General features: G+C 61.7%; 24 protein-coding genes and 4 tRNA genes. 11 read left to right on the top strand and 17 right to left on the bottom strand.

The features are described from left to right. Positions 1–25: 25 nt before the first annotated feature. The 4 genes from ACT3UQ_RS02570 (at position 26) to asd (ending at position 2,847) form a co-directional block, all read left to right on the top strand. Positions 26–838, top strand: a complete 813-nt coding sequence (locus ACT3UQ_RS02570) for a thymidylate synthase (protein WP_444636447.1) — start codon at positions 26–28, stop codon at positions 836–838. After that, positions 835–1,383, top strand: coding sequence for a dihydrofolate reductase (locus ACT3UQ_RS02565; protein ID WP_444636446.1), 549 nt, complete (start codon positions 835–837; stop codon positions 1,381–1,383). The genes ACT3UQ_RS02570 and ACT3UQ_RS02565 overlap by 4 nt, the downstream gene beginning before the upstream one ends. 5 nt (positions 1,384–1,388) lie before the next feature. Next, positions 1,389–1,616: an NF038396 family protein gene (locus ACT3UQ_RS02560; protein WP_096283756.1), complete on the top strand. Its 228-nt coding sequence runs from the start codon at positions 1,389–1,391 to the stop codon at positions 1,614–1,616. Positions 1,617–1,728: 112 nt separating this feature from the next. Further along, positions 1,729–2,847: an aspartate-semialdehyde dehydrogenase gene (asd, locus tag ACT3UQ_RS02555; RefSeq protein ID WP_105553162.1), complete on the top strand. Its 1,119-nt coding sequence runs from the start codon at positions 1,729–1,731 to the stop codon at positions 2,845–2,847. Positions 2,848–2,900: 53 nt separating this feature from the next. Here the strand turns inward: asd and ACT3UQ_RS02550 are convergent, their stop codons facing one another. The 6 genes from ACT3UQ_RS02550 to ACT3UQ_RS02525 all read right to left on the bottom strand — a co-directional run bounded on the left by ACT3UQ_RS02550 (position 2,901) and on the right by ACT3UQ_RS02525 (position 7,323). Continuing rightward, entirely contained in the window at positions 2,901–3,962 is a 1,062-nt protein-coding gene (locus ACT3UQ_RS02550) for a UDP-N-acetylmuramate dehydrogenase (protein ID WP_444636445.1), read from the bottom strand. Between the two features lie 27 nt (positions 3,963–3,989). Next, on the bottom strand, positions 3,990–5,210 hold the full coding sequence (locus ACT3UQ_RS02545) for an MFS transporter (protein ID WP_258133536.1): 1,221 nt from the start codon (positions 5,208–5,210) through the stop codon (positions 3,990–3,992). After that, positions 5,186–5,626 (bottom strand): MaoC family dehydratase, encoded by a 441-nt coding sequence (locus ACT3UQ_RS02540; protein WP_105553164.1) that lies wholly within the window; start codon positions 5,624–5,626, stop codon positions 5,186–5,188. Before ACT3UQ_RS02540 ends, ACT3UQ_RS02545 begins: the two co-directional genes overlap by 25 nt. A 3-nt stretch (positions 5,627–5,629) precedes the next feature. Beyond that, positions 5,630–6,076 (bottom strand): MaoC family dehydratase N-terminal domain-containing protein, encoded by a 447-nt coding sequence (locus ACT3UQ_RS02535; protein WP_105553165.1) that lies wholly within the window; start codon positions 6,074–6,076, stop codon positions 5,630–5,632. Positions 6,077–6,124: 48 nt separating this feature from the next. Next, the gene (locus tag ACT3UQ_RS02530; RefSeq protein WP_096283766.1) at positions 6,125–6,385 is read right to left on the bottom strand and encodes a hypothetical protein; all 261 of its coding nucleotides are present in this window, start codon (positions 6,383–6,385) and stop codon (positions 6,125–6,127) included. Positions 6,386–6,450: 65 nt separating this feature from the next. After that, on the bottom strand, positions 6,451–7,323 hold the full coding sequence (locus ACT3UQ_RS02525; RefSeq protein WP_105553166.1) for a DUF2797 domain-containing protein: 873 nt from the start codon (positions 7,321–7,323) through the stop codon (positions 6,451–6,453). A 341-nt stretch (positions 7,324–7,664) separates the two neighbouring features. Here ACT3UQ_RS02525 and ACT3UQ_RS02520 point away from each other — a divergent pair, with 341 nt between their 5' ends. Continuing rightward, positions 7,665–8,381 (top strand): GTP pyrophosphokinase, encoded by a 717-nt coding sequence (locus ACT3UQ_RS02520; protein WP_374954780.1) that lies wholly within the window; start codon positions 7,665–7,667, stop codon positions 8,379–8,381. Between the two features lie 50 nt (positions 8,382–8,431). Here the strand turns inward: ACT3UQ_RS02520 and ACT3UQ_RS02515 are convergent. Together ACT3UQ_RS02515 and ACT3UQ_RS02510 are read right to left on the bottom strand one after the other, a co-directional pair. After that, a tRNA-Met gene (locus ACT3UQ_RS02515) sits at positions 8,432–8,505 on the bottom strand. Between the two features lie 47 nt (positions 8,506–8,552). After that, positions 8,553–8,624 (bottom strand) — tRNA-Thr (locus ACT3UQ_RS02510). Between the two features lie 414 nt (positions 8,625–9,038). On the opposite strand from ACT3UQ_RS02510, the gene ACT3UQ_RS02505 reads away from it, so the two are divergent. Further along, positions 9,039–9,110 (top strand) — tRNA-Thr (locus tag ACT3UQ_RS02505). Positions 9,111–9,397: 287 nt separating this feature from the next. Next, complete coding sequence (locus ACT3UQ_RS02500) at positions 9,398–10,828, top strand: HNH endonuclease signature motif containing protein (RefSeq protein ID WP_444636444.1); 1,431 nt, start codon at positions 9,398–9,400, stop codon at positions 10,826–10,828. A gap of 285 nt (positions 10,829–11,113) precedes the next feature. Here ACT3UQ_RS02500 and ACT3UQ_RS02495 read toward each other — a convergent pair whose 3' ends face one another. Continuing rightward, positions 11,114–13,027: a DEAD/DEAH box helicase gene (locus ACT3UQ_RS02495; RefSeq protein WP_105553169.1), complete on the bottom strand. Its 1,914-nt coding sequence runs from the start codon at positions 13,025–13,027 to the stop codon at positions 11,114–11,116. A 333-nt stretch (positions 13,028–13,360) separates the two neighbouring features. Between ACT3UQ_RS02495 and ACT3UQ_RS02490 the strand changes: the two genes are divergently transcribed. Then, positions 13,361–13,771, top strand: a complete 411-nt coding sequence (locus ACT3UQ_RS02490; RefSeq protein ID WP_141393447.1) for a hypothetical protein — start codon at positions 13,361–13,363, stop codon at positions 13,769–13,771. Between the two features lie 70 nt (positions 13,772–13,841). On the opposite strand, the gene ACT3UQ_RS02485 is transcribed toward ACT3UQ_RS02490, so the two are convergent. Beyond that, positions 13,842–14,999: a cystathionine gamma-synthase gene (locus tag ACT3UQ_RS02485; RefSeq protein WP_105650037.1), complete on the bottom strand. Its 1,158-nt coding sequence runs from the start codon at positions 14,997–14,999 to the stop codon at positions 13,842–13,844. A gap of 28 nt (positions 15,000–15,027) precedes the next feature. Then, positions 15,028–16,392, bottom strand: coding sequence for a pyridoxal-phosphate dependent enzyme (locus tag ACT3UQ_RS02480; RefSeq protein ID WP_105553172.1), 1,365 nt, complete (start codon positions 16,390–16,392; stop codon positions 15,028–15,030). Positions 16,393–16,483: 91 nt separating this feature from the next. Here ACT3UQ_RS02480 and ACT3UQ_RS02475 point away from each other — a divergent pair, with 91 nt between their 5' ends. After that, positions 16,484–17,479: a DNA-3-methyladenine glycosylase family protein gene (locus tag ACT3UQ_RS02475; RefSeq protein ID WP_444636443.1), complete on the top strand. Its 996-nt coding sequence runs from the start codon at positions 16,484–16,486 to the stop codon at positions 17,477–17,479. 35 nt (positions 17,480–17,514) lie between these two features. On the opposite strand, the gene ACT3UQ_RS02470 is transcribed toward ACT3UQ_RS02475, so the two are convergent. Together ACT3UQ_RS02470 and ACT3UQ_RS02465 are read right to left on the bottom strand one after the other, a co-directional pair. After that, the gene (locus ACT3UQ_RS02470; RefSeq protein WP_096283570.1) at positions 17,515–17,886 is read right to left on the bottom strand and encodes a thioredoxin family protein; all 372 of its coding nucleotides are present in this window, start codon (positions 17,884–17,886) and stop codon (positions 17,515–17,517) included. Between the two features lie 142 nt (positions 17,887–18,028). Continuing rightward, positions 18,029–18,110 (bottom strand) — tRNA-Tyr (locus ACT3UQ_RS02465). Positions 18,111–18,275: 165 nt separating this feature from the next. Between ACT3UQ_RS02465 and ACT3UQ_RS02460 the strand changes: the two genes are divergently transcribed. Continuing rightward, on the top strand, positions 18,276–18,764 hold the full coding sequence (locus ACT3UQ_RS02460) for a YajQ family cyclic di-GMP-binding protein (protein WP_105553174.1): 489 nt from the start codon (positions 18,276–18,278) through the stop codon (positions 18,762–18,764). 90 nt (positions 18,765–18,854) lie between these two features. Here ACT3UQ_RS02460 and htpX read toward each other — a convergent pair whose 3' ends face one another. Then, positions 18,855–19,718, bottom strand: coding sequence for a zinc metalloprotease HtpX (htpX, locus tag ACT3UQ_RS02455; protein ID WP_105553175.1), 864 nt, complete (start codon positions 19,716–19,718; stop codon positions 18,855–18,857). A gap of 294 nt (positions 19,719–20,012) precedes the next feature. Here htpX and rarD point away from each other — a divergent pair, with 294 nt between their 5' ends. Next, entirely contained in the window at positions 20,013–20,951 is a 939-nt protein-coding gene (rarD, locus tag ACT3UQ_RS02450; RefSeq protein ID WP_444636442.1) for an EamA family transporter RarD, read from the top strand. Between the two features lie 50 nt (positions 20,952–21,001). On the opposite strand, the gene gabT is transcribed toward rarD, so the two are convergent. The 3 genes from gabT to ACT3UQ_RS02435 form a co-directional block, all read right to left on the bottom strand. Then, entirely contained in the window at positions 21,002–22,342 is a 1,341-nt protein-coding gene (gene gabT, locus ACT3UQ_RS02445; RefSeq protein WP_444636441.1) for a 4-aminobutyrate--2-oxoglutarate transaminase, read from the bottom strand. Positions 22,343–22,549: 207 nt separating this feature from the next. Next, positions 22,550–22,690, bottom strand: a complete 141-nt coding sequence (locus ACT3UQ_RS02440; RefSeq protein ID WP_096283508.1) for a methionine/alanine import family NSS transporter small subunit — start codon at positions 22,688–22,690, stop codon at positions 22,550–22,552. Positions 22,691–22,692: 2 nt separating this feature from the next. Then, positions 22,693–24,300, bottom strand: coding sequence for a sodium-dependent transporter (locus ACT3UQ_RS02435; RefSeq protein WP_444636440.1), 1,608 nt, complete (start codon positions 24,298–24,300; stop codon positions 22,693–22,695). Between the last annotated feature and the right edge of the window lie 86 nt (positions 24,301–24,386).

Raw genomic sequence — 24,386 nt, 5'->3', positions numbered from 1 at the left:
GGCCATGGAAAGCTAGGATGGAACGGTGACTCCACAGACTATCGCCACACCATACGAAGACCTGCTGGCCGATGTGCTCGCCAATGGCGCCGCGAAAGAGGACCGCACCGGCACCGGCACGCGCTCCGTTTTCGGCCGCCAGCTGCGCTTCGACCTGAGCGAATCCTTCCCGCTGATCACCACCAAGCGGGTGCATTTTAAGTCGGTTGCCGCGGAACTGCTCTGGTTTTTGCGCGGTGAATCAAATGTGAAATGGCTGCAGGACCAGGGTGTGCGCATCTGGAACGAATGGGCCGATGAAGACGGCGAGCTCGGCCCGGTCTACGGGGTGCAGTGGCGCAGCTGGCCGACCCCGGACGGCGCGCATATCGACCAGATCTCCCAGGTCATGGATTCCCTGCAAAGCAACCCCGATTCGCGCCGGCACCTCGTGTCGGCCTGGAATGTGGCCGAAATCCAGAAGATGGCCTTGCCTCCCTGCCACGTGTTCTTCCAGTTCTACGTCGCCGAGGGCAAGCTCTCCTGCCAGCTCTACCAGCGCAGCGCCGACATGTTCCTCGGCGTTCCCTTCAACATCGCTTCCTACGCGCTGCTGACCCTGATGGTCGCCCAGCAGCTGGATCTGGAACCGGGCGAATTCATCTGGACCGGCGGCGACACCCACATCTACACCAACCACCTGGAACAGGTCCGTGAGCAGCTGCGCCGCGAGCCCTACCCCTACCCGAAGCTGGAATTCGCGTCCAAGCCGGCCTCGCTCTTCGACTACACGCTGGAAGACTTTGTGCTCAAGGACTACCAGCACCACCCGACCATCAAGGGGGCCGTGGCCGTATGAGTCCACGCCACGCCACCGGCCAGGCACCGCTGATCGGCGCGATCTGGGCGCAGGGCGCCAACTCGATCATCGGCGCCGCCGGCTCCATGCCCTGGCATGTGCCCGAGGATCTGGCCCACTTCAAGGCCGTCACCGCCGGGCACCCGGTAATCATGGGACGCAACACCTGGGAATCCTTCCCGGCCAAGTTCCGCCCGCTGCCCGGGCGCAGCAATATCGTGCTGACCTCGCGCAAGCAGGATCAGCTCCGCGCCGACGGCGGCATCCCGGCCGGCGGCCTGCGCGAAGCGCTGGATATCGCCCGGCAGAGCCCGGGCAGCGAAGAGATCTGGATCATCGGCGGCGGACAGCTCTACGCCGCGGCCCTGGAGCTGCTCGATGTTGCGGTGGTCACCCGGCTTGATCTGAGCCCGGCCGGCGATACCAAGGCCCCGGAGCTCCCGGAAGATTTTAAGCTCTCCGCGGCCGACCCGGCCGAGGCCTGGCATAGCTCAAAGAGCGGTATCGGCTACCGCTTCGAATCCTGGATCCGCGAAAAGGACTAACCGACGTGAAAAAATATCTTGGCGAGCTCAAGGCGCACCCCGAGGCGCTGTTCATCCTCGGCTACATGCTCTTCCCCCTGCTGGCGCTGGTGGTGGCGGCCCTGGGCTTCTTCATGGTGCTCAGCGGAAACAAGGTCTTCGGGCTGATCATGCTGCTGGTCCCCACCCAGCTGTTCATCTTCGGCGCGATGTGGGCCATCAACAATCGCAAGAAGCTGCTGGAGGAAAAGTAACTCTTCGGCTTCCGCGAATCACACTCGAGCCCTGCTGGGCCTCGGGTGTGATTCTGCTTTAACTGCTGTAACGAACCCGGCCCAGATTGCCCGCGCGCCCTACCATGGAGATATGACTTCATCTGTTGGATTTGTTGGTTACCGCGGCATGGTTGGCTCCGTGCTGATGCAGCGCATGCTCGACGAAGGCGATTTTGCGCACCTCGACCCGGTCTTCTTCTCGACCTCGAACGCCGGCGGCGCCGCCCCGGCATTCGCCGAAGGCTCCGGGGCGCTGCAGGACGCCTACGATCTTGAAACCCTGGCCAAGCTGCCCATTATCGTCACCGCGCAGGGCGGGGACTACACCTCCAAGGTCCACAGCGAATTGCGCAAGTCCGGCTGGGATGGGCTCTGGATCGATGCGGCCTCCACGCTGCGCATGAACGAGGACTCGGTGATCGTGCTCGACCCGGTCAACCGCAGCGTGATCGATCATTCCCTCGTCGCCGGGGTCAAGGACTTCGTCGGCGGCAACTGCACCGTCTCGTGCATGCTCATGGGACTCGGCGGGCTGTTCAAGAACAACCTGGTCGAATGGGGCACCTCGATGACCTACCAGGCCGCCTCCGGCGGCGGCGCCCGCCACATGCGCGAGCTGCTCACCCAGTTCGGCGACATCAACTCCCACGTCGCCTCCGAGCTGGACGACCCGGCCTCCGCGATCCTGGAGATCGACCGCAAGGTGCTGACCGCGCAGCGCGGCGGGCTGGACGCCACCCAGTTCGGCGTGCCGCTGGCCGGCTCGTTGATCCCGTGGATCGACGCGGACCTGGGCAACGGCCAGTCCAAGGAAGAGTGGAAGGCCGGGGTCGAGACCAATAAGATCCTGCAGACCAGCGGAGAGCGGCACGTGGCGGTGGACGGGCTGTGCGTGCGCATCGGCGCGATGCGCTCGCACTCGCAGGCGCTGACCCTGAAGCTGAAGGAAGACCTGGCGGTCTCCGAGATCGAATCGCTGCTGGACTCCGACAACGAATGGGCCAAGGTCGTGCCCAACACCAAGGAAGCCACCGTCGACGCGCTGACCCCGGTCGCCGCCTCGGGCACCCTGGACATCCCGGTGGGCCGCATCCGCAAGCTGGAAATGGGCCCGCAGTACATCTCCGCCTTCACCGTGGGCGACCAGCTGCTCTGGGGCGCCGCGGAGCCGCTGCGCCGCATGCTGGCCATCGCCCAGGGCCGCCTCTAGGCACACGGCAAAGCCCCTTCGAGCCATCGGCTCGAAGGGGCTTTTTGCGCGCTCTAGAGGGCGAGGCCGATCAGCAGCGGTTCGTTGACCAGCATGATGCCAAAGCGCTCGTGGACCCCGGCGCGCACCGCCCGGGCGATGGCCAGCAGATCCGCGGCGCTGGCCCCTCCCCGGTTGGTGATCGCCAGGGTGTGCTTGGTGGACAGGGCCGCGCGCCCGCCGGCCAGCGCGTAGCCCGCGTTGCCTTGAAGCCCGAAGCCCTTGGCGAAGCCCGCCCGGTCGATCAGCCAAGCCGCCGACAGCTTCACCAGGCCCGCCTCGGGCACCGGGTAGTGCGGTGCGTCCGCCGGTAGCCGCTTCAGCACCTCGGCGGGCAGGATCGGGTTGGTGAAGAAGGAGCCGGTGGAGTGCGAGTCGGGATCGTTCGGCTCGTACACCATGCCCTTGGAGCGCCGCAGCTCCAGCACGCTCTGGCGCACCTTTGCGGCCGGCGCGCTGTCCCCGGCTTCCACGCCGAGCCGCCGGGCCAATTCCGCATAGCGGATCGGCGCGGAGGCCTCCGTGCGGCGCAGTGCGAAGCCTACCTCCAGCACCACGTAGCGCGGCGAACCGTTCTCGCTCGTGCGCTTGATCCGCGAGTCGCGATAGCCGAAGGACAGCTGCGCCTTGTCCATGGTGAGCCGCTCGCCGGTTTCCCGGTCGTAGAGCCGCACCCATTGAAGGGTCTGCGAAACGTCGGCGCCGTAGGCCCCCACATTTTGCACCGGGGTGGCTCCGGCGCAGCCCGGGATGCCCGAGAGTGCCTCCAGCCCGCTCAGTTCCTGGGCCAGGCTGAATTCCACCACGGCGTCCCAGTTCTCCCCGGCGGCCACGCGCAGCAGCGCGGTGTGCGGGCTCTGCTCTTCCACGCGCACCCCGCGGGTGGCGATCTGGATGGCGGTCCCGGGGAATCCCGCATCGGAAATGACCAGGTTCGAGCCGCCGCCGACGAGCAGCACGCGCTCCCCGGCGGCGTCGGCCGCCGCGATGGCCGCGACCAGCTCGTCCTCGGCGGTGGCGACCAGCAGCGACTGGGCCGGGCCGCCGACCTGCGATGTCGTCAAATTCTTCAGCATGCTTCTACTTTCGGATAATTACGTGTGCTAGTGGTCTTCGGCCTGGCGGTACCCTGCCATATTGGCGGAAAGGCAGAAGGCAAGCACCACCAGAATCGAGATGCTGCCCAGCGCCGGCAGCAGCCCGATCGCCCCGGCCAGCAGCCCCAGCAATGGCGGGCCGCCCAGGAAGGCGCCGTAGCCGATGGTGGAGACCACCGAGACGCGGGTGGCCGCATGCAGCGGATCCGCGGAGGCGGCGCTCATCGCCAGCGGGAAGGTCAGCGCGACGCCCATCCCCCACACGGCCAAGCCGATGAAGGCCAGCGGCAGGCTGCCGCCGAAGGCGAAGAGCAGCACGCCGGCCAGGGCGGCGATCGCGCTGGCCTGGATCATGCGCACCCGGCCCAGCCGGAGGATCAGATCCCCGGACAGCAACCGGGTCAAGGTCATCGTGCTCACGAACACCCCGTAGCCGATGGCGCCCACCGCCGCGCTGCTCTGGTAGCCGTCGGCCAGGGCGAGGGCCACCCAGTCGCCGGCGGCCCCTTCGGCCAGGGCCATGCCCAGCACCAGCACGCCGAGCAGCACCGTGCGCGGTTCCCGCCAGGCCGCCTTCAGCGAAGGCCCGGAGTGCGTGCGCGGGGTCCTGGCGAAGTCCTCGCCGAAGAACCGTGCGCTGTAGAGCACCGTGCCCACGATGAGCAGGCCCATCGCGCCGTAGTGGTATTGCACCGGCAGCGCCAGCGCGGCCGAGCCGGCACCGATTCCGGCGCCGAGCACGGTGCCGATGGAGAAGAATCCGTGCAGCGCGGGCATGATGCTTTTGCCCAGGGCCCGCTCCATGGCCGCGCCCTGCACATTGGAGGCCACATTCCACGCGGCGGTCCCCAGCCCCTGGGTGAAGAGAAATACTCCGGTCAGCCAGGTGGAGCCCAACGCCCCGGAGCCCAGCCCGACCAGCAGCAGCGAGCTGCCCGCCACGCTCGCCGCGACGCGCATGACGTTGGTGGCACCCACGCGCAAGACGGCCTGCCCCGAGAGGGCTACCGACAGGAAGGAGCCGGCGCTGAGGCAGAGCAGCAGCAAGCCGACATTCGCGTGATCCAGCGCCAGCGCGTCGCGCACCGCCGGCAGCCGGGAAACCAGAGCGGAGATCAGCAGGCCGCTGGCCAGGTAGGCCGCCATCAGCGAATTGCGCCAGGCGATGACCGCTCCGGGCGCTTCGCCTACCGGGTGCTTGTTCAGAGCTGCACCACGGCCTGGCACTTCATCAGCACCTTGGTTCCGTTGGCCGATACGGTCAAGTCCACGCGCGCGGTGCGGGCTTCGGCATCCAGCGCGCCGATCTTGCCTTCGATGTCGATGGCGGTGCCCGCCGCGTCGCCCGGGTTGCTCCCGGCCGGGTCTTCGACGATGACCGGCTTGGTGAAGCGGGTCTGGTAGTCCAGGATCGCTCCGGGGTTTCCCACCCACGCGCTGACCAGTTCGATGACCGAACCCATGGTGAACATGCCGTGGGCGATCACCGAGTCGAGCCCAACTTCCTTAGCGAAGCGCTCGTTGTAGTGGATCGGGTTGAAGTCCCCCGAGGCGCCGGCATAGCGCACCAGATCGCCCCGGTTCACGCTCACCGTCTTCGAGCCGATGACTTGTCCCTTTTCCAGGGTGGAGAATTCGATCATGGCCTAGTCCTCTGCTCGTACCAGTAGCGATGAAGTGGTGGTGGCGACCTTCTCGCCGGCCACGGTGGTGATCTCGGAGCGGGTGGTGATCATCGCCCCGGCCCCCATTTCGCGCACCTGGTCCACGTAGAGCTCGGCGAGCAGTTCGTCGCCGGCAACGATCGGCCGGTGGTGGGTGAACCGCTGGTCGGCATGCACCACGCGGGAGAAGTCGATTCCCGAGGCCGGATCGGCGATGAGCTGGGCATCGGCACGCTGCGCGATGATGATGGCGAAGGTTGGCGGGGCAACCAGATCCGCGTACCCCAGATCGCGGGCCGCGCTCACCTCGAAATGCGCCGGCGAGCTTGCCTTGGTTGCGGTGGCGAATTCACGAATCTTTTCGCGTCCTACCTGGTAGGACGCACCGGCGGGGTAGATACGCCCCACGAGGTCAGGGTTGATACCCATTAGTTCTCCTGCACGTTGTGAGTTGCTAAGTAGCTTCTGGTGGCTCTGTTACTTCTGCTTCTTGGCGCGCGGGGTCGCCAATCCATTGGCAATGCGCCAGTTGCGGGTATCCCGGGCACGGACAGCCAGCGCCACAATATGGCACAGCATGCCAACGACCATAATGCAGATCGCGGTGTAGACCAGCGGCAGCGAAGGAATGTTCGCACCGATGATTGCCAAGATAATCCCAAAGCCCATAACACCCATGGCGGTGAACACAAGCTTCTTGTAACGCGGAGAGGCCGCTTCCCATGGAGTGTTGGTCATGGCATCCAGTTTAGTTGACGGTGCGCGCCACGGTGCCCAGCGCGAAACGAAATTGCGCGTGAAACTCAGAACAATGGAGATTGTTCCTCGAAGAACTCACCGCGCTGCTCTTTCACGCTCACCACGCGAGTCTTCAGTTCCGCGGCATCGAGCAATCTTAGAGTCGTCTCCGCGCCGCTGTCCACGAGAATCACCTGGCCAAGCACCCCGCGAATGCGCAGATTCAGTTCGCTTCCCGGAACCGCTCCCGCCCATGGGTGGACGGACTTGGCATCCCATGCGCGGATTACCTCACGCGCAAATGCGGGCTGTTCCCAACGCTGATCCATCAATTCCACGCCATAGGCCGATAGGTCCCCCTGCGATTCGAGGAAGGTTTGCGTGCGCCGCGCGGCCGATGCATTGGCAGCGTCCAGACTCGCGGCATCCATGTCCCACGAGGTCAGCCCTTTAACCTTGGATTTTTGTCGAACCTGCTGCTTCAGACCCACATGCTCGGTGACAAGGTCCTCCAACACGCGGATCGCTGCGCCATCTACCGCCCGGGCGACGTAGCGTGCGGCTACCGCCCCTTGCTGCGCCAGTCGCGTCCACTTGCTCTGCATCGAGGTGGTTCCGACCTTGGTAGCACCTTGAGCGAAACTTGCGACGTACAGGAAATGCGGTTGCTCCAGGTATTTGCGCAGCCCCTCGGGCGCTTCTCCGGTCTTATGGAATTGGTGCATGAATTTGCTTTGGTCCAAACGGCGGCAGCCATCGCATTGCGTGCCGGTGTTCAGTCCCTTGAGCTTCGGGCAGGGATGCAGGCTGCGTGAACCATCGGCGCGCATGCTCACATATCCCAGACAGAACTTCGTCTCCCCCACGCTCAGCGTGATCGATCGGTTCTCGCGAAGCGGTTCATTGATCCAGTCATCGCCACGGCGCAGGCGCAACATTGGATCTGGCTCATTTTGCGAAAAACTAATTCCATGGCAGAGCTGCCGGTTTTCACGTTCGAGAATCATCCGACCCTTTCAAAAGTCCTGCACACAACGTTAGAGCGTTAAACACCGCGACAATGCACTACCAACATGTATCTCGTTCATGCCTAATTCTTAGTGGACAGCATTAGTGTGGAAGAAGATGACGAAATATTGGTATGCCCTCGGGCCTACTACTTTATGCAGAGGTGGCCGAAATTTCTCCCCATTCAGATGATCACCACGCCGTCCTACCTACTCCGATCAGCAATTCCGCCGGCGGCGACGGGCCGCTTGCCTATGACTTCGCGCTTTCCCTGCGGCAATCGCTTCCAAAGTTCATGATGGAATACCGCTTCGCCGCGGACGAAGTACTGACCAAGGTTTCGATCCTGCGCGAGGAATTCTTGTATTTGCACAAGTACAACCCGATCGAGCATGTCACTTCACGCGTGAAATCACCGGAGAGCATTCTTCGAAAAGTAGTCAAGCGCGGCATCGATCCAGCCCTCTCTTCAATTCGCGCGAACATTACCGATATCGCCGGAATCCGGATTACCTGCAGTTTCATCAAGGACACCTACAAGATCCTTAATACGCTCACTTCACAGAACGATCTCAAGGTGCTTCAGGTCAAGGACTACATCAAGAACCCGAAACCGAACGGCTATAAAAGCTTGCACGTAATCCTGGAGATTCCGGTGTTCCTCTCGGAGGGGCCAGTCCCGGTGATCGTCGAGGTGCAGATTCGTACCATCGCCCAAGATTTCTGGGCCAGTTTAGAACACAAGATTTTCTACAAGTACGAAGGCTCCGTGCCGAGCCATTTGGTCGAGGAACTGACCGAAGCGGCCGGCGCAGCCGAAAAACTTGATTTCCAGATGCAGCGGCTTCACACGGCCGTGCATGGGCACGATGCGAATGCGGGAGACCCGGCTACCGGTGAACCATTCGATGAAGAGCTGCTCGAGCAGGTCCGCACATTGGCGCTGAAAGCATCGAGGAACACGGCCGATAATATCGGCCAGCCTTAGAAAACGAAGAAAGCCTCGAAAACTCAACGAGTTTTCGAGGCTTTTGTCGGTAGCGGCGCCGGGACTCGATCCCGGGACCTCACGATTATGAGTCGTGCGCTCTAACCAGCTGAGCTACGCCGCCACAAGTGGGAAGTCATCCTGTAGAAGCCAAGAAGACTTCCCACTCAGAGCCCCCTGCCGGAATCGATCCGGCGACCTCGTTCTTACCAAGAACGCGCTCTACCACTGAGCTAAGGGGGCAACGAGTAAATACTCTACACGGATTTCTCAGCAAAGAAAAATCGGACCAACCCCGCGTGAACCAAACCCCAATTTCCCATAAAGATCCAAGTGAAAACGGTTATTCACTTTCTCTGTTCGCGGACTTTGAATGGCCCTCACCAAAAACCTTGCCCGTGACGCTACTCACTCAAAGCTAGTCTTCTCGGCTATGCGCCCACACTCTTCCCCGCAGTCCCAGTTCCGCCCAATTTTGCCCTCGCAACCAAGGCGGCTGGTTGCATTGGCCGACCATCACGCCGCCGCTGCGCAGGCAAGCAACCAGTGTCCATTGAATTCAGAGAACCCCTACTGAGCATGGATTTTGTGAGGTCAAGCACTAAGCGGTGCCTGATTTTGAAAACACATAATTTGTGTGTAAAGTATTTACCTGTTGCCCCCTTAGCTCAGTGGTAGAGCGCGTTCTTGGTAAGAACGAGGTCGCCGGATCGATTCCGGCAGGGGGCTCGGATAAAAGGGAGAAAATCTGTTCGCAGATTTTCTCCCTTTTTGCTTGCCAAAATACTTTCCGAATCAGAGCACGGGCCACGATCCCGCTATAGGCGCAGCCCCCCAGGCCAGCAGCTTGCGCATTGCGGGGACAATACCTGTCAACTCATTCAACGCCTCTAGAGCTTCAAGCCACAGCGATTTATTGACGTTTTCCACAGGCGCTCAGCCAGGTAAGTTTCCACTAATCCACAGTTGGTAAACGCCACCCCAAACGCTCCACGCCACCCACGTACAGTGGAAATATGTTCGAAGAACACAACGAAGGCAACAAACACTTCGAAACCCAGCCCCCACCCAGGCCACCCACCCCAGGCGTCCTGAACCAACCCATGCCCTTCATCGAGGACCTCAACACCCGCCTAGCCACCATCCTGGAACACGGCAACCAAACCACCCTCACCCAAACCATCGACGACCTCGAACGGCTCAAAGCCAGCTGCAGCGCAGCCCAAGCCAAACTCGCCTACCACTACGAAAAAACAGTCGTCCGCGACCACGATGACCGCGGCATCCACATCGACCACAGCGCACGCGGCGCCGCCGCAACCATCGCCATCAACCGCCGCCAAACCACCCACGGCGCCTGCAACTACCTCACCTCCTGCCGCATCCTCAACGAAGACACCCCACACCTGGCCCACGCCTTCGAACAAGGAGAGCTCACCGAACGCCAAATACTGGCCATCACCGCACCACTGCAAGAAATCGACACCAACCCACGCCGCGAATTCGACGCCCTCTTCGCCACCCACCCCGACATGTTCAACCACCTCGGCCCCAACGCCATCACCGACACCGTCCGCAAATTCACCGAACGCTACCAAAGCAGCGAAAAAGCCATCCAAGCCGAAGACGAAGCCGCCAAACGCTACATCCGCTTCCGCAAAGGAAAAAACTGCGTCATGCTCAGCGCCAAGCTCCCCCTCATCGAAGGCACCGCCCTCGCCAAATCCATCAAACAACGCGCCAAAGCAATCCACCGCACCGGAAACGACCCCCGCACCAAAAAGCAGCTCCAAGCAGACATGCTCATCTGCAGCCAGCTCAACGGCTTCCCACCCAAAATCCCGCTCTTCCTCGACGTGAAGCTCATCATGACCGACAAGGCCCTGTTCCTCGGCGACCGGGAACCGGCGAACCTGCCCGGCTACGGCATGCTCCCGGCCCAATACGCCCGCGAACTAGTCGCCGGAGCCCGGGTAGACCTCGAAGACCCCTTCCACCTCAGCCGCCACGAGGACGAGCTGAACCGCAGAATCTTCACCTTCCCCGAAATCCAGCGAATCTACACCGCCCCGGGAAATCAAGACCTCATCGCCATGGACTCCAAAGCCCGCGAATTCCCCGAAAGCCTCAAAGAGTTCATCCGCATCCGCGACGCGCACTGCCAAACCCCCTACTGCAACGGAGTCCCGGAAGAAATCGACCACGTGGTCCAGCACCACCTGAACGGGCCGACCACCGTGCACAACTCCTCCTTCCGCTGCTCGTTCTGCAACAAGGCGAAGGAACTGCCGGGATGGTATGAAAAAGTCGATCCGTACCTGCCGCACTCCATCGTGATCGACACCGGAGACGGACGGACCTACCGGTCCCTGGCTCCCCCAGCCACCGGAGTAGTCCGAGATACAACTCCACCGGTCATCCACCTGCCCAAGCATCAACGAGAGTAAGCAACTTGGCTGAAGTAGTCCTGCCCGAAGCACAGCCACAGGCCTCCAAGTAACGCGCCGCAGGGCAGCTAGCCGTCCTCCGAGGACTCCTAGCTTGCTGCGCCAGCACGCCGAAGCCCGGCCATCGACTACGAAGCCAGGATGATGGGGCAGAGCATCTTTGATAACGGTAGGCGGCCGGCTGGAGGCTTACCGGAATAATAACCTCAAGAGATATCGGGGTTAAACAAAAGCACCCTCCCGAGCCGTTTTCACGGCTCAGGAGGGTGCTATTGAAATCAGAGCTTAGTAGTCGCGACGTCCGCCGCTACGGCCCGAATCGCCGAAACGGCTCTTGCCGCCACGTCCGCCGCCGCCGAAGCCGCCGCGCTTTTCGCCACCGCGTCCGCCGCCGCCGAAGCCGCCGCGTCCGCCACCGAAGCCACCGGAGCGCTTACGGTCGCCGTAGCCACCGCGATCCGAGTCCTCGGCTGGGCTACGACCGTTGTCGAGCTCCAGGTCGATGGCTTCGCCGCCGATGCGCGTCTTGGACAGTGCACGCCACTGGTCCTTGCTCAGCTCTGCTGGCAATTCGACCAGGGTGTGATCCGAACGGATGTCAATGCCACCGATTTCGGAGGAGTTGAAGCCGCCCTCGTTTGCCAGTGCGCCGACGATCGAGCCTGGCTGAACGCGGTTACGACGGCCAACGGCCAGACGGTACATGGCGTTGCCCTCGGCTGCAGTCTTGCGTGCACCGCGCTCACGTGGTTCGCGACGGGCTCCGTCACGACCGCCCTCACGTCCGCCTTCGCGGTCCATGCGGGCCTTCTTCGATGGTGGGACGACTGGTTCGGTCATCAGCAATGGACGACCGCCCTGAGCCATCAGTGCCAGTGCGGCAGCGATTTCCAGCTGATCCAGGTCTTCGTGCTCGCTGGCGAAACGCTCCACGATTTCACGGAAGGTAGTCAGATCCTGGCCACTGATGGTCTGGTCGATACGATCAATGAAACGCTGGATGCGACGGTCGTTGACCGAGTCCAGAGAAGGAAGCTGCATCTGGGTCACCGGCTGGCGGGTAGCCTTCTCGATGGCACGCAGCAGGTACTTCTCGCGTGGGGTCATGAAGAGGATCGCGTCGCCCTTGCGGCCTGCACGGCCGGTACGGCCAATGCGGTGCACGTAGGACTCGGTGTCGTGTGGGATGTCGTAGTTGATGACGTGGGAGATGCGTTCCACGTCAAGGCCACGAGCGGCCACGTCGGTTGCGACCAAGATATCGATCTTGCCCGAACGCAGGTTCTCGACGGTGCGCTCACGCTGCTGCTGCGGGATGTCACCGTTGATAGCTGCGGCGGTGAAGCCACGTGCCTTCAGCTTGTCGGCAAGATCTTCGGTAGCCATCTTGGTGCGCACGAAGGCGATAACGCCTTCGAATTCCTCGGATTCGAGGATACGGGTCATGGCGTCCAGCTTGTGGGCACCCATAACCTGCAGGTAACGCTGGGTGATGTTGGTGCCGGTCGAGGTGGTCGACTTGACGGAAACTTCCTGTGGGTTGCGCAGGTATTCCGCAGCGATACGACGAATGGTGCGTGGCATGGTTGCGGAGAACAGTGCAACCTGCTTGTCGGCCGGGGTCGACTCCAAGATCTTGTCAACCTCTTCGGCGAAGCCCATGCGAAGCATTTCGTCGGCCTCGTCCAAGACAACGTACTGGAGGTTGGACAGGTCCAGGGAACCCTTGTTGATGTGGTCGATGACTCGACCTGGGGTACCAACAACAACCTGTGCGCCGCGGCGCAGGCCGTTGAGCTGTGGGCCGTATGGGGAGCCACCGTATACCGGCAGGACGGTGAAGTCGCTGAGGTACTTGGCGTAGGAAGTGAAAGCTTCAGCAACCTGAAGGGCTAGCTCGCGGGTTGGAGCCAGAACCAGGATCTGCGGGGTGCGAGCTGGACCGTTGAGGTCAGCAAGCTCGGCCATGCGGGACAGTGCCGGCAGCGCGAACGCAGCGGTCTTACCGGTACCGGTCTGAGCCAAACCAACAACGTCACGGCCTTCAAGAAGCAGTGGGATGGTGGCGGCCTGGATTGGCGATGGCTTCTCGTAGCCGAGGTCGGCCAGTGCTGCAAGCACTCGGGCGTCAAGACCAAGTTCGCTGAAGAGCACGGTCGGCTCTTCGGTGGTCTTTTCGTCATTGGTGTTTACGGGCATGTCAGATGACACGAAGAATTACCTCATTCGTTTGGGGGAAGGCCTACCCGTCCCCAAAAGAAAGAACGACGCATAGGCTACACAGTAAAAAACTACTCACGCTCATCAAGCGCTCCCCTATGACATAAAAACCGCGCTCACACTTGGCGGAAGAAATACAACACGAGAAGGCTCTAGCCTCAAAAATTGGGCGAGATGCAAGGAAACCCTGATGTTCGCGAACACCTAATACTATCGACACCAGGGGCCATTTGTCAGGGTGAGAGCCGTGTGAGTTCGGGCACCGCGACGCAGAGGACCCAAAACCGTTGCCGGAACGCTAGGCTGGAAGACGTGAAAAAGCCCGCGAATCCCTCACTTACGGACGTGTCAACCCCCGGTGCACTGCGCATCTCTCGGTTTGTTTGGATTTTGGCCGGAGTGCTCTTCTTGGGCTTCGCAGCCAATCTGTTCTTCGATACCTGGACTGGCCGGTCCCTGGACCTAGGGCCGCTGGCACTCGTAGCCCTGCTGGCGGTGGCCGGCATTGCGTTCTGCCTCTTGGCCATCCGCCTGTGGAAGGGCGAACGGTCGGCACGTGCCCAGTTGACCTGGATCGGACTGATCGCGGCGCTGCCTACCCTGCTGCGCATGGGACGCTATGCGATTCTTGCGGCCGTGGTGCTCGTCGCGGTGCTGCTGATGTGGACACCTGCAAGCATCAAGTATTTTAAGCTCGTCTCGCCAAAGCCCAAACAGAAATAGTCGACGGCCGCGTTAAACACCGCGGGACTCGTAACCCAAATGGTTGCGAGTCCCGCGGTGTTTTTTCTGCTTAGAGCGCCGTGAAGGCGCGCTCCAGATCATCGATCAAATCGGCGGTGTCTTCGATACCCACCGAGAGGCGAAGCAAATTCACCGGGACGGCCAGTTCGGTTCCCTTGACCGAAGCGTGAGTCATCTCCGATGGGTAGTTCATCAGCGATTCGATGCCACCGAGCGACTCGGCCAAGGTGAAGAGCTTCGTGCTTTCGGCAATCTTCCGCGCGGCGGCCTCGCCACCGGCGAACTGCACCGACACCATGCCGCCAAAACCGCTCATCTGCTTCTTGGCGATCTCATGGCCGGCGTGATCCGCGAAGCCCGGGTAGAGCACGCGCTCCACTTCCTTGCGTTCGCGCAGCCAGGCAGCGACCTGGGCCGCATTCTCGCTATGCGTGCGCATGCGCACGCCCAGGGTCTTCAACCCACGGGTGGTCAGAAAGGCGTCCATCGGGCCGGAGACGGCACCGACCGCGAACTGGATGAAACCGATCTTCTCGGCCAGCTCGTCGTCGTTCACGATGATCGCACCACCGACAACATCGGAGTGCCCACCGATGTACTTGGTGGTGGAATGGACGACGATATCCGCGCCGTGGGTCAGCGGCTGCTGCAGGAAGGGACTGGCGAAGGTGTTGTCGACAACCAGCAGCGCTCCGGCCGCGTGGGCGATCTGGGCGACCCGGGAGATATCGGTGATCTTCATCATCGGGTTCGACGGGGTCTCAACCCAGACCAGCTTCGCCTTGTTCTTTTCGATCGCGGCGGTCAAAGCCTGTTCGTCGGACATGTCCACCGGGGTGTTGCCGATGCCCCAGGCGCCAAGCACTCGGTCGATCAGGCGGAAGGTTCCACCATAGGCGTCGTTGCCCAGGACGATGTGGTCCCCCGGGCGCAGGATCGCCCGGATCAAGGAGTCCTCGGCCGCCAGGCCCGAGCTGAAGGAAAACGCATGTTTGCCGAATTCGGCTCCGGCCAGCTGCGCCTGGAGCGAATCACGGGTTGGGTTGGTGCCTCGGCCATATTCATAGCCGTTGCGCAATTTGCCGATCGCTTCCTGCGCATAGGTCGAGGAGAAGTGCAGCGGCGGAACTACCGCGCCGGTCACCGGTTCAAATTCCTGGCCGGTGTGTACGAAACGAGTATTTGATCCCTGGGTATTTTCGGTCATGACGTTCCTGTCCTTGTGATGGAATTCGTTAGCGGGTGACGTAGGCCAGCAGGTCCGAGGCAGACAGCGCGGCGACGACGTCTCCGCCGTGCGTCAGCAGCACCGCCGGGTGCACGGCCAGCAGTTCTTGGGCACGGGCGAGATCTTCCCCCACGCCGAGCAGCGGGATGGCCAGCTGCTCGAGCTCTGCCAGCTCGCTGGTGGCCGCGGCACCGGCCAGGAGCGCGTCGGCGATGGTCGCCGCGCCGATGACCCCGCGAATTTCGCCGATCCGGGCGGGCAGCTGGCTGGTGGCCACGACCAGCGCTTCGGCACCGGACTCGCGTAGCGCCGCGGCGGCCTGGACCAGGGTGGTCTCGGGTGCTAGGGCCGGTTGCGGCTGGGTAGCCAGCGCGCGGGCTATGCCCACCAGCTCGGAGTCCGCCTCGCAGGTGAAGCCCTGGGTGAGCATCCAGGAGTCGTTGAAGATCTTCGCCAGGTAGCCTCGGCCGCCGTCGGGCGCGATGACCACTACGACGTCGTCCTCGCTCAGGTCCTTGGCCACGCGCAGCGCCGCCACGATGGCCATGCCGGATGAACCGCCCAGCAGCAGTCCCTCCTCGCGAGCCAGCCGGCGAGTCATCTCGAAGGAGTCGGCATCCTTGACCGCCTCGACCGCATCGGGCACCGCAGGATCGTAGTTGCCCGGCCACATGTCCTCGCCGACGCCTTCGACCAGGAACGGGCGGCCGGTGCCGCCGGAGTAGACCGAACCGTCCGGGTCCGCGGCGATGACCTTGACCGGACCCGTGGCACGATCGGCGGAAATCTCTTTGAGGTATCGTCCGGTACCGGTGATGGTGCCGCCGGTGCCCGCGCCGATCACCACATGGGTGAGCTTGCCGTCGGTATCGTTCCAGATTTCCGGGCCGGTCGACTCGAAGTGGCTTTCCGGGGCTCCGGGATTGGAGAACTGGTCTGGCTTGTATGCGCCCTCGATCTCGCGGACCAGACGGTCCGAGACACCGTAGTAGGACTCAGGGGATTCCGGGGCTACCGCCGTGGGCGTCACCACGACTTCGGCTCCGTATGCGCGCAGCACGTCGCGCTTTTCCTCGCCGACCTTGTCCGGGGTGACGAAGATGGTGTTGTAGCCCTTCAGCTGTCCGACCATCGCCAGCCCGACACCGGTGTTGCCGCTGGTAGGTTCGACAATAGTTCCGCCGGCCTTCAGCTCGCCGCTCTGCTCCGCACGCTCAACCATTTTCAGGGAGATGCGATCCTTGATGGATCCGCCCGGATTCAGGTATTCGAGCTTGACCAGCACGGTGGCTTTGATACCGTCGGTCACGCGATTGAGTTTGACGAGTGGCGTGTTGCCAATCAGATCTAGAACTGTAGACGCATACTTCATGTCAAGAACTTTACCGGCGGATGTCACACATGTCGTGGCCGCTCGTAGCTTAGCGTCATCCAGTAGCCATCACCGGCCCGAAATGTTAGCGATGGGCCCGAACAGGGAAGAGGTACCGAGCGTGCACACCGCGGCGATCAGCAGCACCTATGACCCGCGGCGTCCGGTCAATTTGCTGAAGTCCTTGGGGATTTTGCGTCGCGGCCTCGGCGACCCGACCATCCGCCTGTCGGCCACGGACGCCTGGTTGGCCTTTGCGACGCCGCAGGGAGATGCGACGCTGCACATCTCGAAATTGTCACCCGCTGGCGTCGCTCGATTCGGCGCGTGGGGGCCGGGTGCGCGCTGGGCCATCGATTTCGCGCCGGAGCTCTTGGGCAAGGAGGACGATTGGGCGCGCTTCGATGAGCCGGACTTCTTCGCCGCCCTGCCCGAAATAGTGCAGCGTCAGCGCAGGGAACATCGGGATATGGTGCTGCCGCGGACCCACCGGATCTTCGAGCATGCCGCCGGTGCGGTGCTGGAACAACGCGTCACCGGTATCGAAGCTAATCATGCGTGGCGCTGGCTGATCCGGCACCATGGAAGACCTGCACCGGGCCCGGCGCCCGACGGGCTGCGGCTTTTTCCGCGCCCGGAACAAATCGCGGCGCTCAAACGCTGGGATTGGCAAGGCGCCCGGGTTGAGAATCAGCGGGCGCAGACCTTGGGCAGGCTAGCGTTCGCCGCGAGCCGTTTGGAATGGTGGGCCGCCCCGGAACTGGGTGAGATCAAGCCGCAGGCTAGTGGCGCGGGCACTCTGGAAGCTGCGTTGCTGGCCATACCCGGGATCGGGCCTTGGACGGTTGCCGAAACCTTGCAGCGTTCCCACGGCTCCCCCGACCACATTTCGGTCGGCGACTTTCATCTGGCAGGGTTCGTTGGCCAGATGCTGACCGGCCGTCGCGTCAAGGATTCGACAATGCTTGAGCTGCTGTCGCCTTTTGCCGGACAGCGCCAGCGCCTGATTCGGCTGCTTCTGCTTTCCGGCCAGAAAAAGCAAAGCTTCGGGCCACGCTATGCCCCGTTGGATCATCGAGGTCGTTAGTAGCCCGAAGCTTTAGTTGCTAGATAGCTTTTGTACTATTCCGCCTGCGCGCCTTCCTCGGCGATCTGCGCGTGCACCTCGGACATGTCGATGCCCTTCACTGCGGTGACTAGATCTTCGAGCTGGGCCGCATTCAGTACACCAGGCTGGGAGAAAACCAGGACCTTTTCGCGGAATGCCATCACGGTCGGAATCGACGTGACATTGGCAGCGCGGGCCAAACCCTGTTCGGCTTCGGTGTCCACCTTCGAGAACACAACGTCAGGGAACTTTTCCGAAGTTTGCTCATAAACCGGCGCGAACTGACGGCAAGGACCGCACCACGCTGCCCAAAAATCAACGAGCACAATGTCATTGTCTTCAATCAGCTGGGCGAATTCTGCTTCGCTCACATTTTTAGTTGCCATGCTTACACGGTAGCCGAATTCGGCCACAAGTACGTAGCTGAGAGACATGGAGCGCAGTTCGAAAACCCGAAATATCGGGATTTTTGCGTACTTTTCCGGAGATGCAAAAAACTCCCAGATCCTAAGATCTGGGAGTCATTTGTGGCAGATACTGGATTCGAACCAGTGAAGGCGTTGCCAGCTGATTTACAGTCAGCCCCCTTTGGCCACTCGGGTAATCTGCCCCGTTTGTTCACGTCGGAACGAGAAATAACTCTACAGGAGTTTCGGGGACTTGTGAAATCGAGAGGCGCATTTTTGATGTAAGCCTGATCACAGCCCAAATTCGCGCTGCTAAACCGGTAGGCTATGAAGCGAATTGGACCCGTAGAACACCAAGGAGAAATCACATGGCTAGCGATTCCACTTTTGATGTCGTCAGCAAGGTAGACAGCCAAGAAGTCGCCAACGCACTACACCAGGCCCAGAAGGAAATCGTGCAGCGATACGACTTCAAGGGCGTCGGCGCCGAGATCGATTACAGCGGCGAGAAGATCCTGATGAAGGCCAACGCCGAGGAGCGCGTCAAGGCTGTGCTGGACATCTTCCAGTCCAAGCTGGTCAAGCGCAACATCTCGCTGAAGTCCTTGGACGCTGGCGAACCTTATGCTTCGGGCAAGGAGTACCGCATCGAGGCGTCCATCGTCGAGGGCATCGCCCAAGACGTTGCCAAGAAGATCAATAAGCTCATTCGCGACGAAGCGCCGAAGGGCGTCAAGTCCACCATCCAGGGCGACGAGCTGCGTGTTTCGTCCAAGTCCCGCGACGACCTGCAGGAGACCATGACGCTGCTGCGCGGCTTCGACGAAGCTGACCTCCAGTTCGTGAACTTCCGCTAGGAACCCGCCGGAGCGCCAATGACAAAGCCGTTGCCAACTGTTCGTTGGCAACGGCTTTGTCATTGCATGGTGAATTTTCAACCGAAGTATTTAGCGGCCTCGGGCCATCGCTTCCAAACGGGCTACTCGGTCGTCCATGGATGGGTGGGTCGAGAACATCTGCTTCAGGCGCGAGCCGAAGGGGTTCGCGATCATCAGGTGCGAGCTGTTCACCAGCTTCTGGTCTTGCGCGGCCAGCGGGGCGGCGCTGATCCCGGATTCAAGCCGGCGTAAGGCGCTGGCCAGCGCCAGCGGATCTCCGGTGAGTTTGGCGCCATCTTCATCCGCATCGAATTCACGGGTTCGGCTCACGGCCATCTGGATGAGCGACGCGGCAAGCGGTGCCAGCAAGGACATGGCAATCAACGCGATGGGGTTGACGTTGCGGTTGTCCCGTCCGCCGAAGAACAGCATGAATTGGGCGACGGAGGTAATCACGCCGGCCACGGCCGCCGCCACCGAAGAGGTGAGGATGTCCCGGTTGTACACGTGCATCAGTTCGTGGCCCAGCACGCCGCGCAGCTCGCGCTCGTCGAGCAGCTGCAAGATTCCCTCGGTGCAGCATACCGCGGCGTTCTGCGGGTTGCGGCCGGTCGCGAAGGCGTTGGGCGAGGTCGTTGGGGATACGTAGAGCCGCGGCATCGGCTGTTGGGCGTTAATCGACAGCTCGCGAACGATGCGGTACATGGCCGGCTGATCCGCTTCGGTGATGGGGTAGGCGTGCATCGAGCGCAGGGCGATCTTGTCGCTGTTCCAGTAGCCATAGGCGGTGGTGCCCACGCCGATCAGGGCAAAGATCCAGATGAATGAGCCGTTTCCGCTGCCGAAGGAAATCAGCGAGCCGAGCGCCAGCAGGAGGGCAAACATGCCACCGAGCAAAAGCGCGGTTTTGAAGCCATTGTTGTGTTGATGCACCTTAGGTCCACTCCCATATACGAAATCCCATTGCGGTTCCCTTTAGTGTATTTGAACGAGCCAGTCGATGTTTTTGTTCCCAGCCGGAGGCCCGCGCACCGGGCGTGAGATGGATCACGGCGCCCCTCGCGGATGTGCTTTAGTTCCCGGCTCTTTCCCGCTTGAGCCGCGGGGTGACTACCATCACCTTGTGCGGCCGCGCCCGGCCGTTGGGCATACGATCGACTCATAATGCTCGATCCATGGCGCCCTTGCGGCCCGTGGCGGCTCGGTGGAAGTAGAAACGATTAACTCATGAGTTCCGGCAGCAATAAACCCGTTCGCTCCGAACATTCCCTTGGCCTGATCCAAGGCACGACCGCATATTTGGTCTGGGGCCTGCTCCCCCTGTACTTCCTGTTGCTGCCGGAAATCTCCGCCTTCGAATTCGTCGCCGTGCGCATCGTCTTCTCGCTAGTTTTCTGCGCCCTGCTGCTGTTCGCGACCAAGCAGATTCGCTTGTTCCTCAGCATGTTCAGGGATCGCCAGGCGGTCGGCCGGCTGGCGCTGGCCAGCGTGCTGATCGCGGTGAACTGGACGCTCTATGCCGTGGCGGTGCTCACCGGCCATGTCCTTGAAGCCTCGCTGGGCTACTTCATCAATCCCATCGTCGCCATCGTGCTCGGCGTGATTGTCCTGAAGGAAAGGCTGAGCCGGTTGCAGTGGTCCGCCTTGGCCGTTGCCACGATCGCGGTGCTGGTTCTGACTTTCGGCCTCGACCGGGTCCCGTGGATCTCGCTGGGCTTGGCGTTTTCCTTCGGCTTCTACGGACTGGTCAAGAGCCAGGTGGGGAAAAGCGGTACGGCCCTTGGCGCGCTGACCATGGAAACGCTCATCTTGGCGCCGCTCGCTGGCGGCTTCCTGATCTGGACGTCGAGCCAGGGCGCCTCGGCGCTAGCCGGCGTTGAGTTACCGATGCTGGCCCTGTTGGCTGCCAGCGGCATTATCACCGCCGTGCCATTGCTGCTTTTCGGCGGTGCCGCACGCCGCCTGCCGCTGAGCACCCTGGGCTCCTTGCAGTTCTTGGCACCGATCATGCAGTTCATCCTCGGCCTGCTGGTTTTCGGCGAGTCGATGCCGGTGGAGCGTTGGATCGGCTTCGGGTTGGTCTGGGCGGCGGTTGTGCTGATCATTCTCGACATGGTTCGCACGCCGCGGGCAGGGCGCGGCCCGGAACCTAAACAGGTTAGTTGACGCACGAGAGGCCTGGTTCAACAGAACCAGGCCTCTCGTGTTTGAGCGAGTTACGCGTGCTTGCGAATCGCTGCCTCGAGGACATCGAAGGCTTCGCTCAGCAGAGCGTCCCCGATGACCAGCGGAGGCAGCAGGCGCACCACGTTGCCGTAGGTACCGCAGGTGAGGATCAGCACCCCCTGGGCCAGGCACTCGGCGGCGACCTTCTTGGTCAGCTCCGCGTCTGGTTCCTTGCCACCGGCCTTGACCAGTTCGAGGGCAACCATCGCGCCGCGGCCGCGAACGTCACCCAGCGCCGAAACATCCTTTTGCAGGGCTTCGAAGCGGGCGAAGAACTGCTTTTCGATCTCGCGGGCGCGCCCGGCCAGATCCTGCTCTTCCATGAACTTGATGCTCTCCAGCGCCGCGGCCACCGCGACCGGGTTGCCGCCGTAGGTTCCGCCGAGTCCGCCGCCGTGCACCGAATCGAGCAATTCTGCGCGCCCGATGAGTCCCGACAGTGGCATGCCGCCGGCGATGCCCTTGGCCACGGTCACCAGATCGGGTTCGATCCCTTCGATTTCCGAAGCGAACCACGCACCGGCGCGGGCAAATCCGGCCTGGACTTCATCGGCGATGAAGACGATGCCGTTTTCCTTGGCCCATTCGACCACGCGCGGCAGGAAGCCGGTGGCCGGGACGATGAAGCCGCCCTCGCCCTGGATTGGCTCGATGATGATCGCGGCAATCTGGTCGCCGCCAATCTGCTTCTCCATGGCCAGGATCGCGCGCTCGGCGGCTTCCTTTCCGGAGATGTTCGGGTTCTCTTCACGGTATGGGTAGCTCATTGGCATCCGGTAGATCTCCGGTGCCAGCGGACCGAAGCCGCGCTTGTAGGGAGCTGCCTTGGCGGTCAGGCCCATGGTGAGGTTGGTGCGGCCGTGGTAGGCGTGGTCGAAGGCGACAACCGCCTGGCGGCCGGTAGCCACACGAGCAACCTTGATCGCGTTTTCTACCGCTTCGGCCCCGGAGTTGAAGAACACCGCGCGCTTCTCGAAGTTGCCCGGAGTGATCGCTGCGAGCTTCTCGGCCAGCTCGATGTAGTTCTCATAAGGGGCCACCATGAAGCAGGTGTGGGTGAAACGAGCCGCCTGCTCGGCGACGGCCTTGGCCACCGCAGGGTTGGAAGCGCCTACGGAGGTCACGGCAATGCCGGAGCCCAGGTCGATCAGCTGGTTGCCGTCAACGTCGACGATGATGCCGCCATCGACATCGGCTGCGTAGACCGGCAGGCTCGATGCCACGCCGGCGGCGACCGCCTTGGCACGGCGGGCGCTCAATGCTTGGGACTTCGGTCCTGGGAAGGCACCATTAATCTGGCGTTTCTGCTCAATGCGGTAAGTAACGTCCACCGTGTTTCCTTTCGAAAAATATTGCCGGTCCTTGTTGCCGGAATGACTCTATCTAGAAGAATATGGCCGTGCGGCGTATTGCTCTACCCATACCAGCACAATAATGAACCACATTCACAGTGCACTTGCACAGAGAAAAAGCCTCCTCCGCTCCGGACGCTGATCCGAAGAGGAGGAGGCTTAGTTCTTTAGGCAGTGGCCTGGTGTTTATTCGTTGCCAGTGGTGGCCGGCTCGACATCGTCATCGTGCTTTTCCGGATTGCGCGAGAGATTCACTAGGCTGATCGCCAGGCCGCCCCAAATGGTCAACATGGCGATGATCATGAAGGTGATTGCAATGCCGCTCATGACTAGTACTCCTTTCCAACTGGATCGGGCAACTCTTCTGCCTCGACGTGTTTCTGATGTTCCGCAAATTCGGGATCATTCAGCTTCGACTTTTTGCTCCATGGAACGAGCGCGAGCAGCACCGCACCGACGATCAAGGAACCTGCCATGCCCCAGCCGAAGACACCGTTGAACCAGACCGGGTAGCCGGAATACGGCTCGGCGATCTTGGTCTGGATTTCGTTGATCAGCATGTAGCCAAGCGCTGCCGGACCGACACCACCGACGAGAACCATCCACGCGGTACCCAGCTTGATGGAGCTGTGGCGGTTCAGGTGCTTGGCCAGGCGCGGCAGCATGCCCAGGCCAGCGCCGAAGACAATGACCAGAACCAATGCACAGGCGAGAATGCCGAACTGGTTCACGAACGCGTCCATGGTATCCAGCAGGTACAGACCGGTGGTGGTTGGGAACAGAATCATCGAAACGAGCGCCACCGGAAGGGTCACCACCAAGGTAGCGGCCTTGCGGTTCCAGCCCAGCTTGTCTTGGAACGCCGCCACGATGACTTCGAGGATCGAAATCAGCGAGGTAATTCCCGCGAAGACCAGCGAACCGAAGAACAGCACGCCGATGACCGAGCCGAAAGGCGCGGCAGAAACGATGGTCGGGAAGGCAATGAAGGCCAGCCCAATGCCGCTGGCGGCCACATCGGAGACCGCGGAGTTCGCGTTGTAGGCCATGAAGCCCAGCGCCGCGAAAACGCCAATGCCGGCAAGCAGTTCGAAGCTGGAGTTGGCGAAGGCCACCACGTAGCCCGAGCCGGTCAGGTCGCTCTTGCGCCTCATGTACGAGGAGTAGGTGACCATGATGCCGAAGGCGATGGACAGGGAGAAGAAGATGTGGCCGAAGGCCGCAGCCCAAACCCCTGGGTTCGACAATGCTTCGAAGTTCGGAGTGAAGAAGGCGTTCAGGCCATCGACTGCTCCGGGAAGGAAGACGGACTGGACCACAAGGATCAAGAACATCACGATCAGCAGCGGCATGATGAAGCCGTTGGCACGCGAAATGCCCTTGTTGACACCGGCGACCATAATGATGATGGCTACCAGCCAGACGCCGAGCATCGGCCCGAAGACCCCGCCCACGATATCCATCGAGACACCGGCTTCGGGTGCGACCTGGAGGAAGTCGCTCTGGAAGAAGGCACCAGCGCCATCGGGGTTGTCATCCCAGGCCTTCGTGAGGGAGAACCAGCAGTACATGGCCGCCCACGCGATAATTGCCGCGTAGTAGATGGCGATAATGAAGCAGATCAGTACCTGCCACCAGCCAAGCACCTCGGCCTTGCGGCTCGCCCGGCGATATGCCAGCGGGGCCGAACCTCGGTAGCGGTGGCCTATCGAATAGTCAAGGAATAGCAGTGGAATACCGGCGCAGAGAATTGCGACGAGGTATGGAATGAGGAACGCGCCGCCACCGTTCTCGTAGGCGACATAGGGGAAACGCCAGATGTTTCCCAGACCAACGGCTGAACCAATCGCCGAGAGAATAAAAAGCTTGCGCGACGAGAACGTCTCGCGCTTGCCTTCAGCGAGTGGAGCGCCCTTTTTCAAAGATGGAGTGCTCATGGCACTAAACTAGCGCAAATGGTTCACATTATGGGCAATTCTCCAAGAAAAATGTCCATAATCTGAACAACTTCGTTTTTCGGGAA

This window comes from Glutamicibacter sp. AOP12-B1-11, from assembly GCF_052379245.1.
In the GTDB taxonomy this organism is placed as follows: Bacteria; Actinomycetota; Actinomycetes; order Actinomycetales; family Micrococcaceae; genus Glutamicibacter.
Note: the sequence above shows the minus strand (reverse complement) of the source record. Positions and strands in the feature narration are given on the sequence as shown.

Excerpts from the sequence above, each read along its gene's own strand:
- ACT3UQ_RS02565 (WP_444636446.1), top strand. The coding sequence starts at position 835 with ATGAGTCCACGCCACGCCACCGGCCAGGCACCGCTGATCGGCGCGATC.
- asd (WP_105553162.1), top strand. The coding sequence starts at position 1,729 with ATGACTTCATCTGTTGGATTTGTTGGTTACCGCGGCATGGTTGGCTCC.
- ACT3UQ_RS02550 (WP_444636445.1), bottom strand. The coding sequence starts at position 3,962 with ATGCTGAAGAATTTGACGACATCGCAGGTCGGCGGCCCGGCCCAGTCG.
- ACT3UQ_RS02540 (WP_105553164.1), bottom strand. The coding sequence starts at position 5,626 with ATGATCGAATTCTCCACCCTGGAAAAGGGACAAGTCATCGGCTCGAAG.
- ACT3UQ_RS02535 (WP_105553165.1), bottom strand. The coding sequence starts at position 6,076 with ATGGGTATCAACCCTGACCTCGTGGGGCGTATCTACCCCGCCGGTGCG.
- ACT3UQ_RS02530 (WP_096283766.1), bottom strand. The coding sequence starts at position 6,385 with ATGACCAACACTCCATGGGAAGCGGCCTCTCCGCGTTACAAGAAGCTT.
- ACT3UQ_RS02525 (WP_105553166.1), bottom strand. The coding sequence starts at position 7,323 with ATGTTGCGCCTGCGCCGTGGCGATGACTGGATCAATGAACCGCTTCGC.
- ACT3UQ_RS02500 (WP_444636444.1), top strand. The coding sequence starts at position 9,398 with ATGTTCGAAGAACACAACGAAGGCAACAAACACTTCGAAACCCAGCCC.
- ACT3UQ_RS02495 (WP_105553169.1), bottom strand. The coding sequence starts at position 13,027 with ATGCCCGTAAACACCAATGACGAAAAGACCACCGAAGAGCCGACCGTG.
- ACT3UQ_RS02485 (WP_105650037.1), bottom strand. The coding sequence starts at position 14,999 with ATGACCGAAAATACCCAGGGATCAAATACTCGTTTCGTACACACCGGC.
- ACT3UQ_RS02480 (WP_105553172.1), bottom strand. The coding sequence starts at position 16,392 with ATGAAGTATGCGTCTACAGTTCTAGATCTGATTGGCAACACGCCACTC.
- ACT3UQ_RS02475 (WP_444636443.1), top strand. The coding sequence starts at position 16,484 with ATGGGCCCGAACAGGGAAGAGGTACCGAGCGTGCACACCGCGGCGATC.
- ACT3UQ_RS02470 (WP_096283570.1), bottom strand. The coding sequence starts at position 17,886 with ATGGCAACTAAAAATGTGAGCGAAGCAGAATTCGCCCAGCTGATTGAA.
- ACT3UQ_RS02460 (WP_105553174.1), top strand. The coding sequence starts at position 18,276 with ATGGCTAGCGATTCCACTTTTGATGTCGTCAGCAAGGTAGACAGCCAA.
- rarD (WP_444636442.1), top strand. The coding sequence starts at position 20,013 with ATGAGTTCCGGCAGCAATAAACCCGTTCGCTCCGAACATTCCCTTGGC.
- ACT3UQ_RS02440 (WP_096283508.1), bottom strand. The coding sequence starts at position 22,690 with ATGAGCGGCATTGCAATCACCTTCATGATCATCGCCATGTTGACCATT.
- ACT3UQ_RS02435 (WP_444636440.1), bottom strand. The coding sequence starts at position 24,300 with ATGAGCACTCCATCTTTGAAAAAGGGCGCTCCACTCGCTGAAGGCAAG.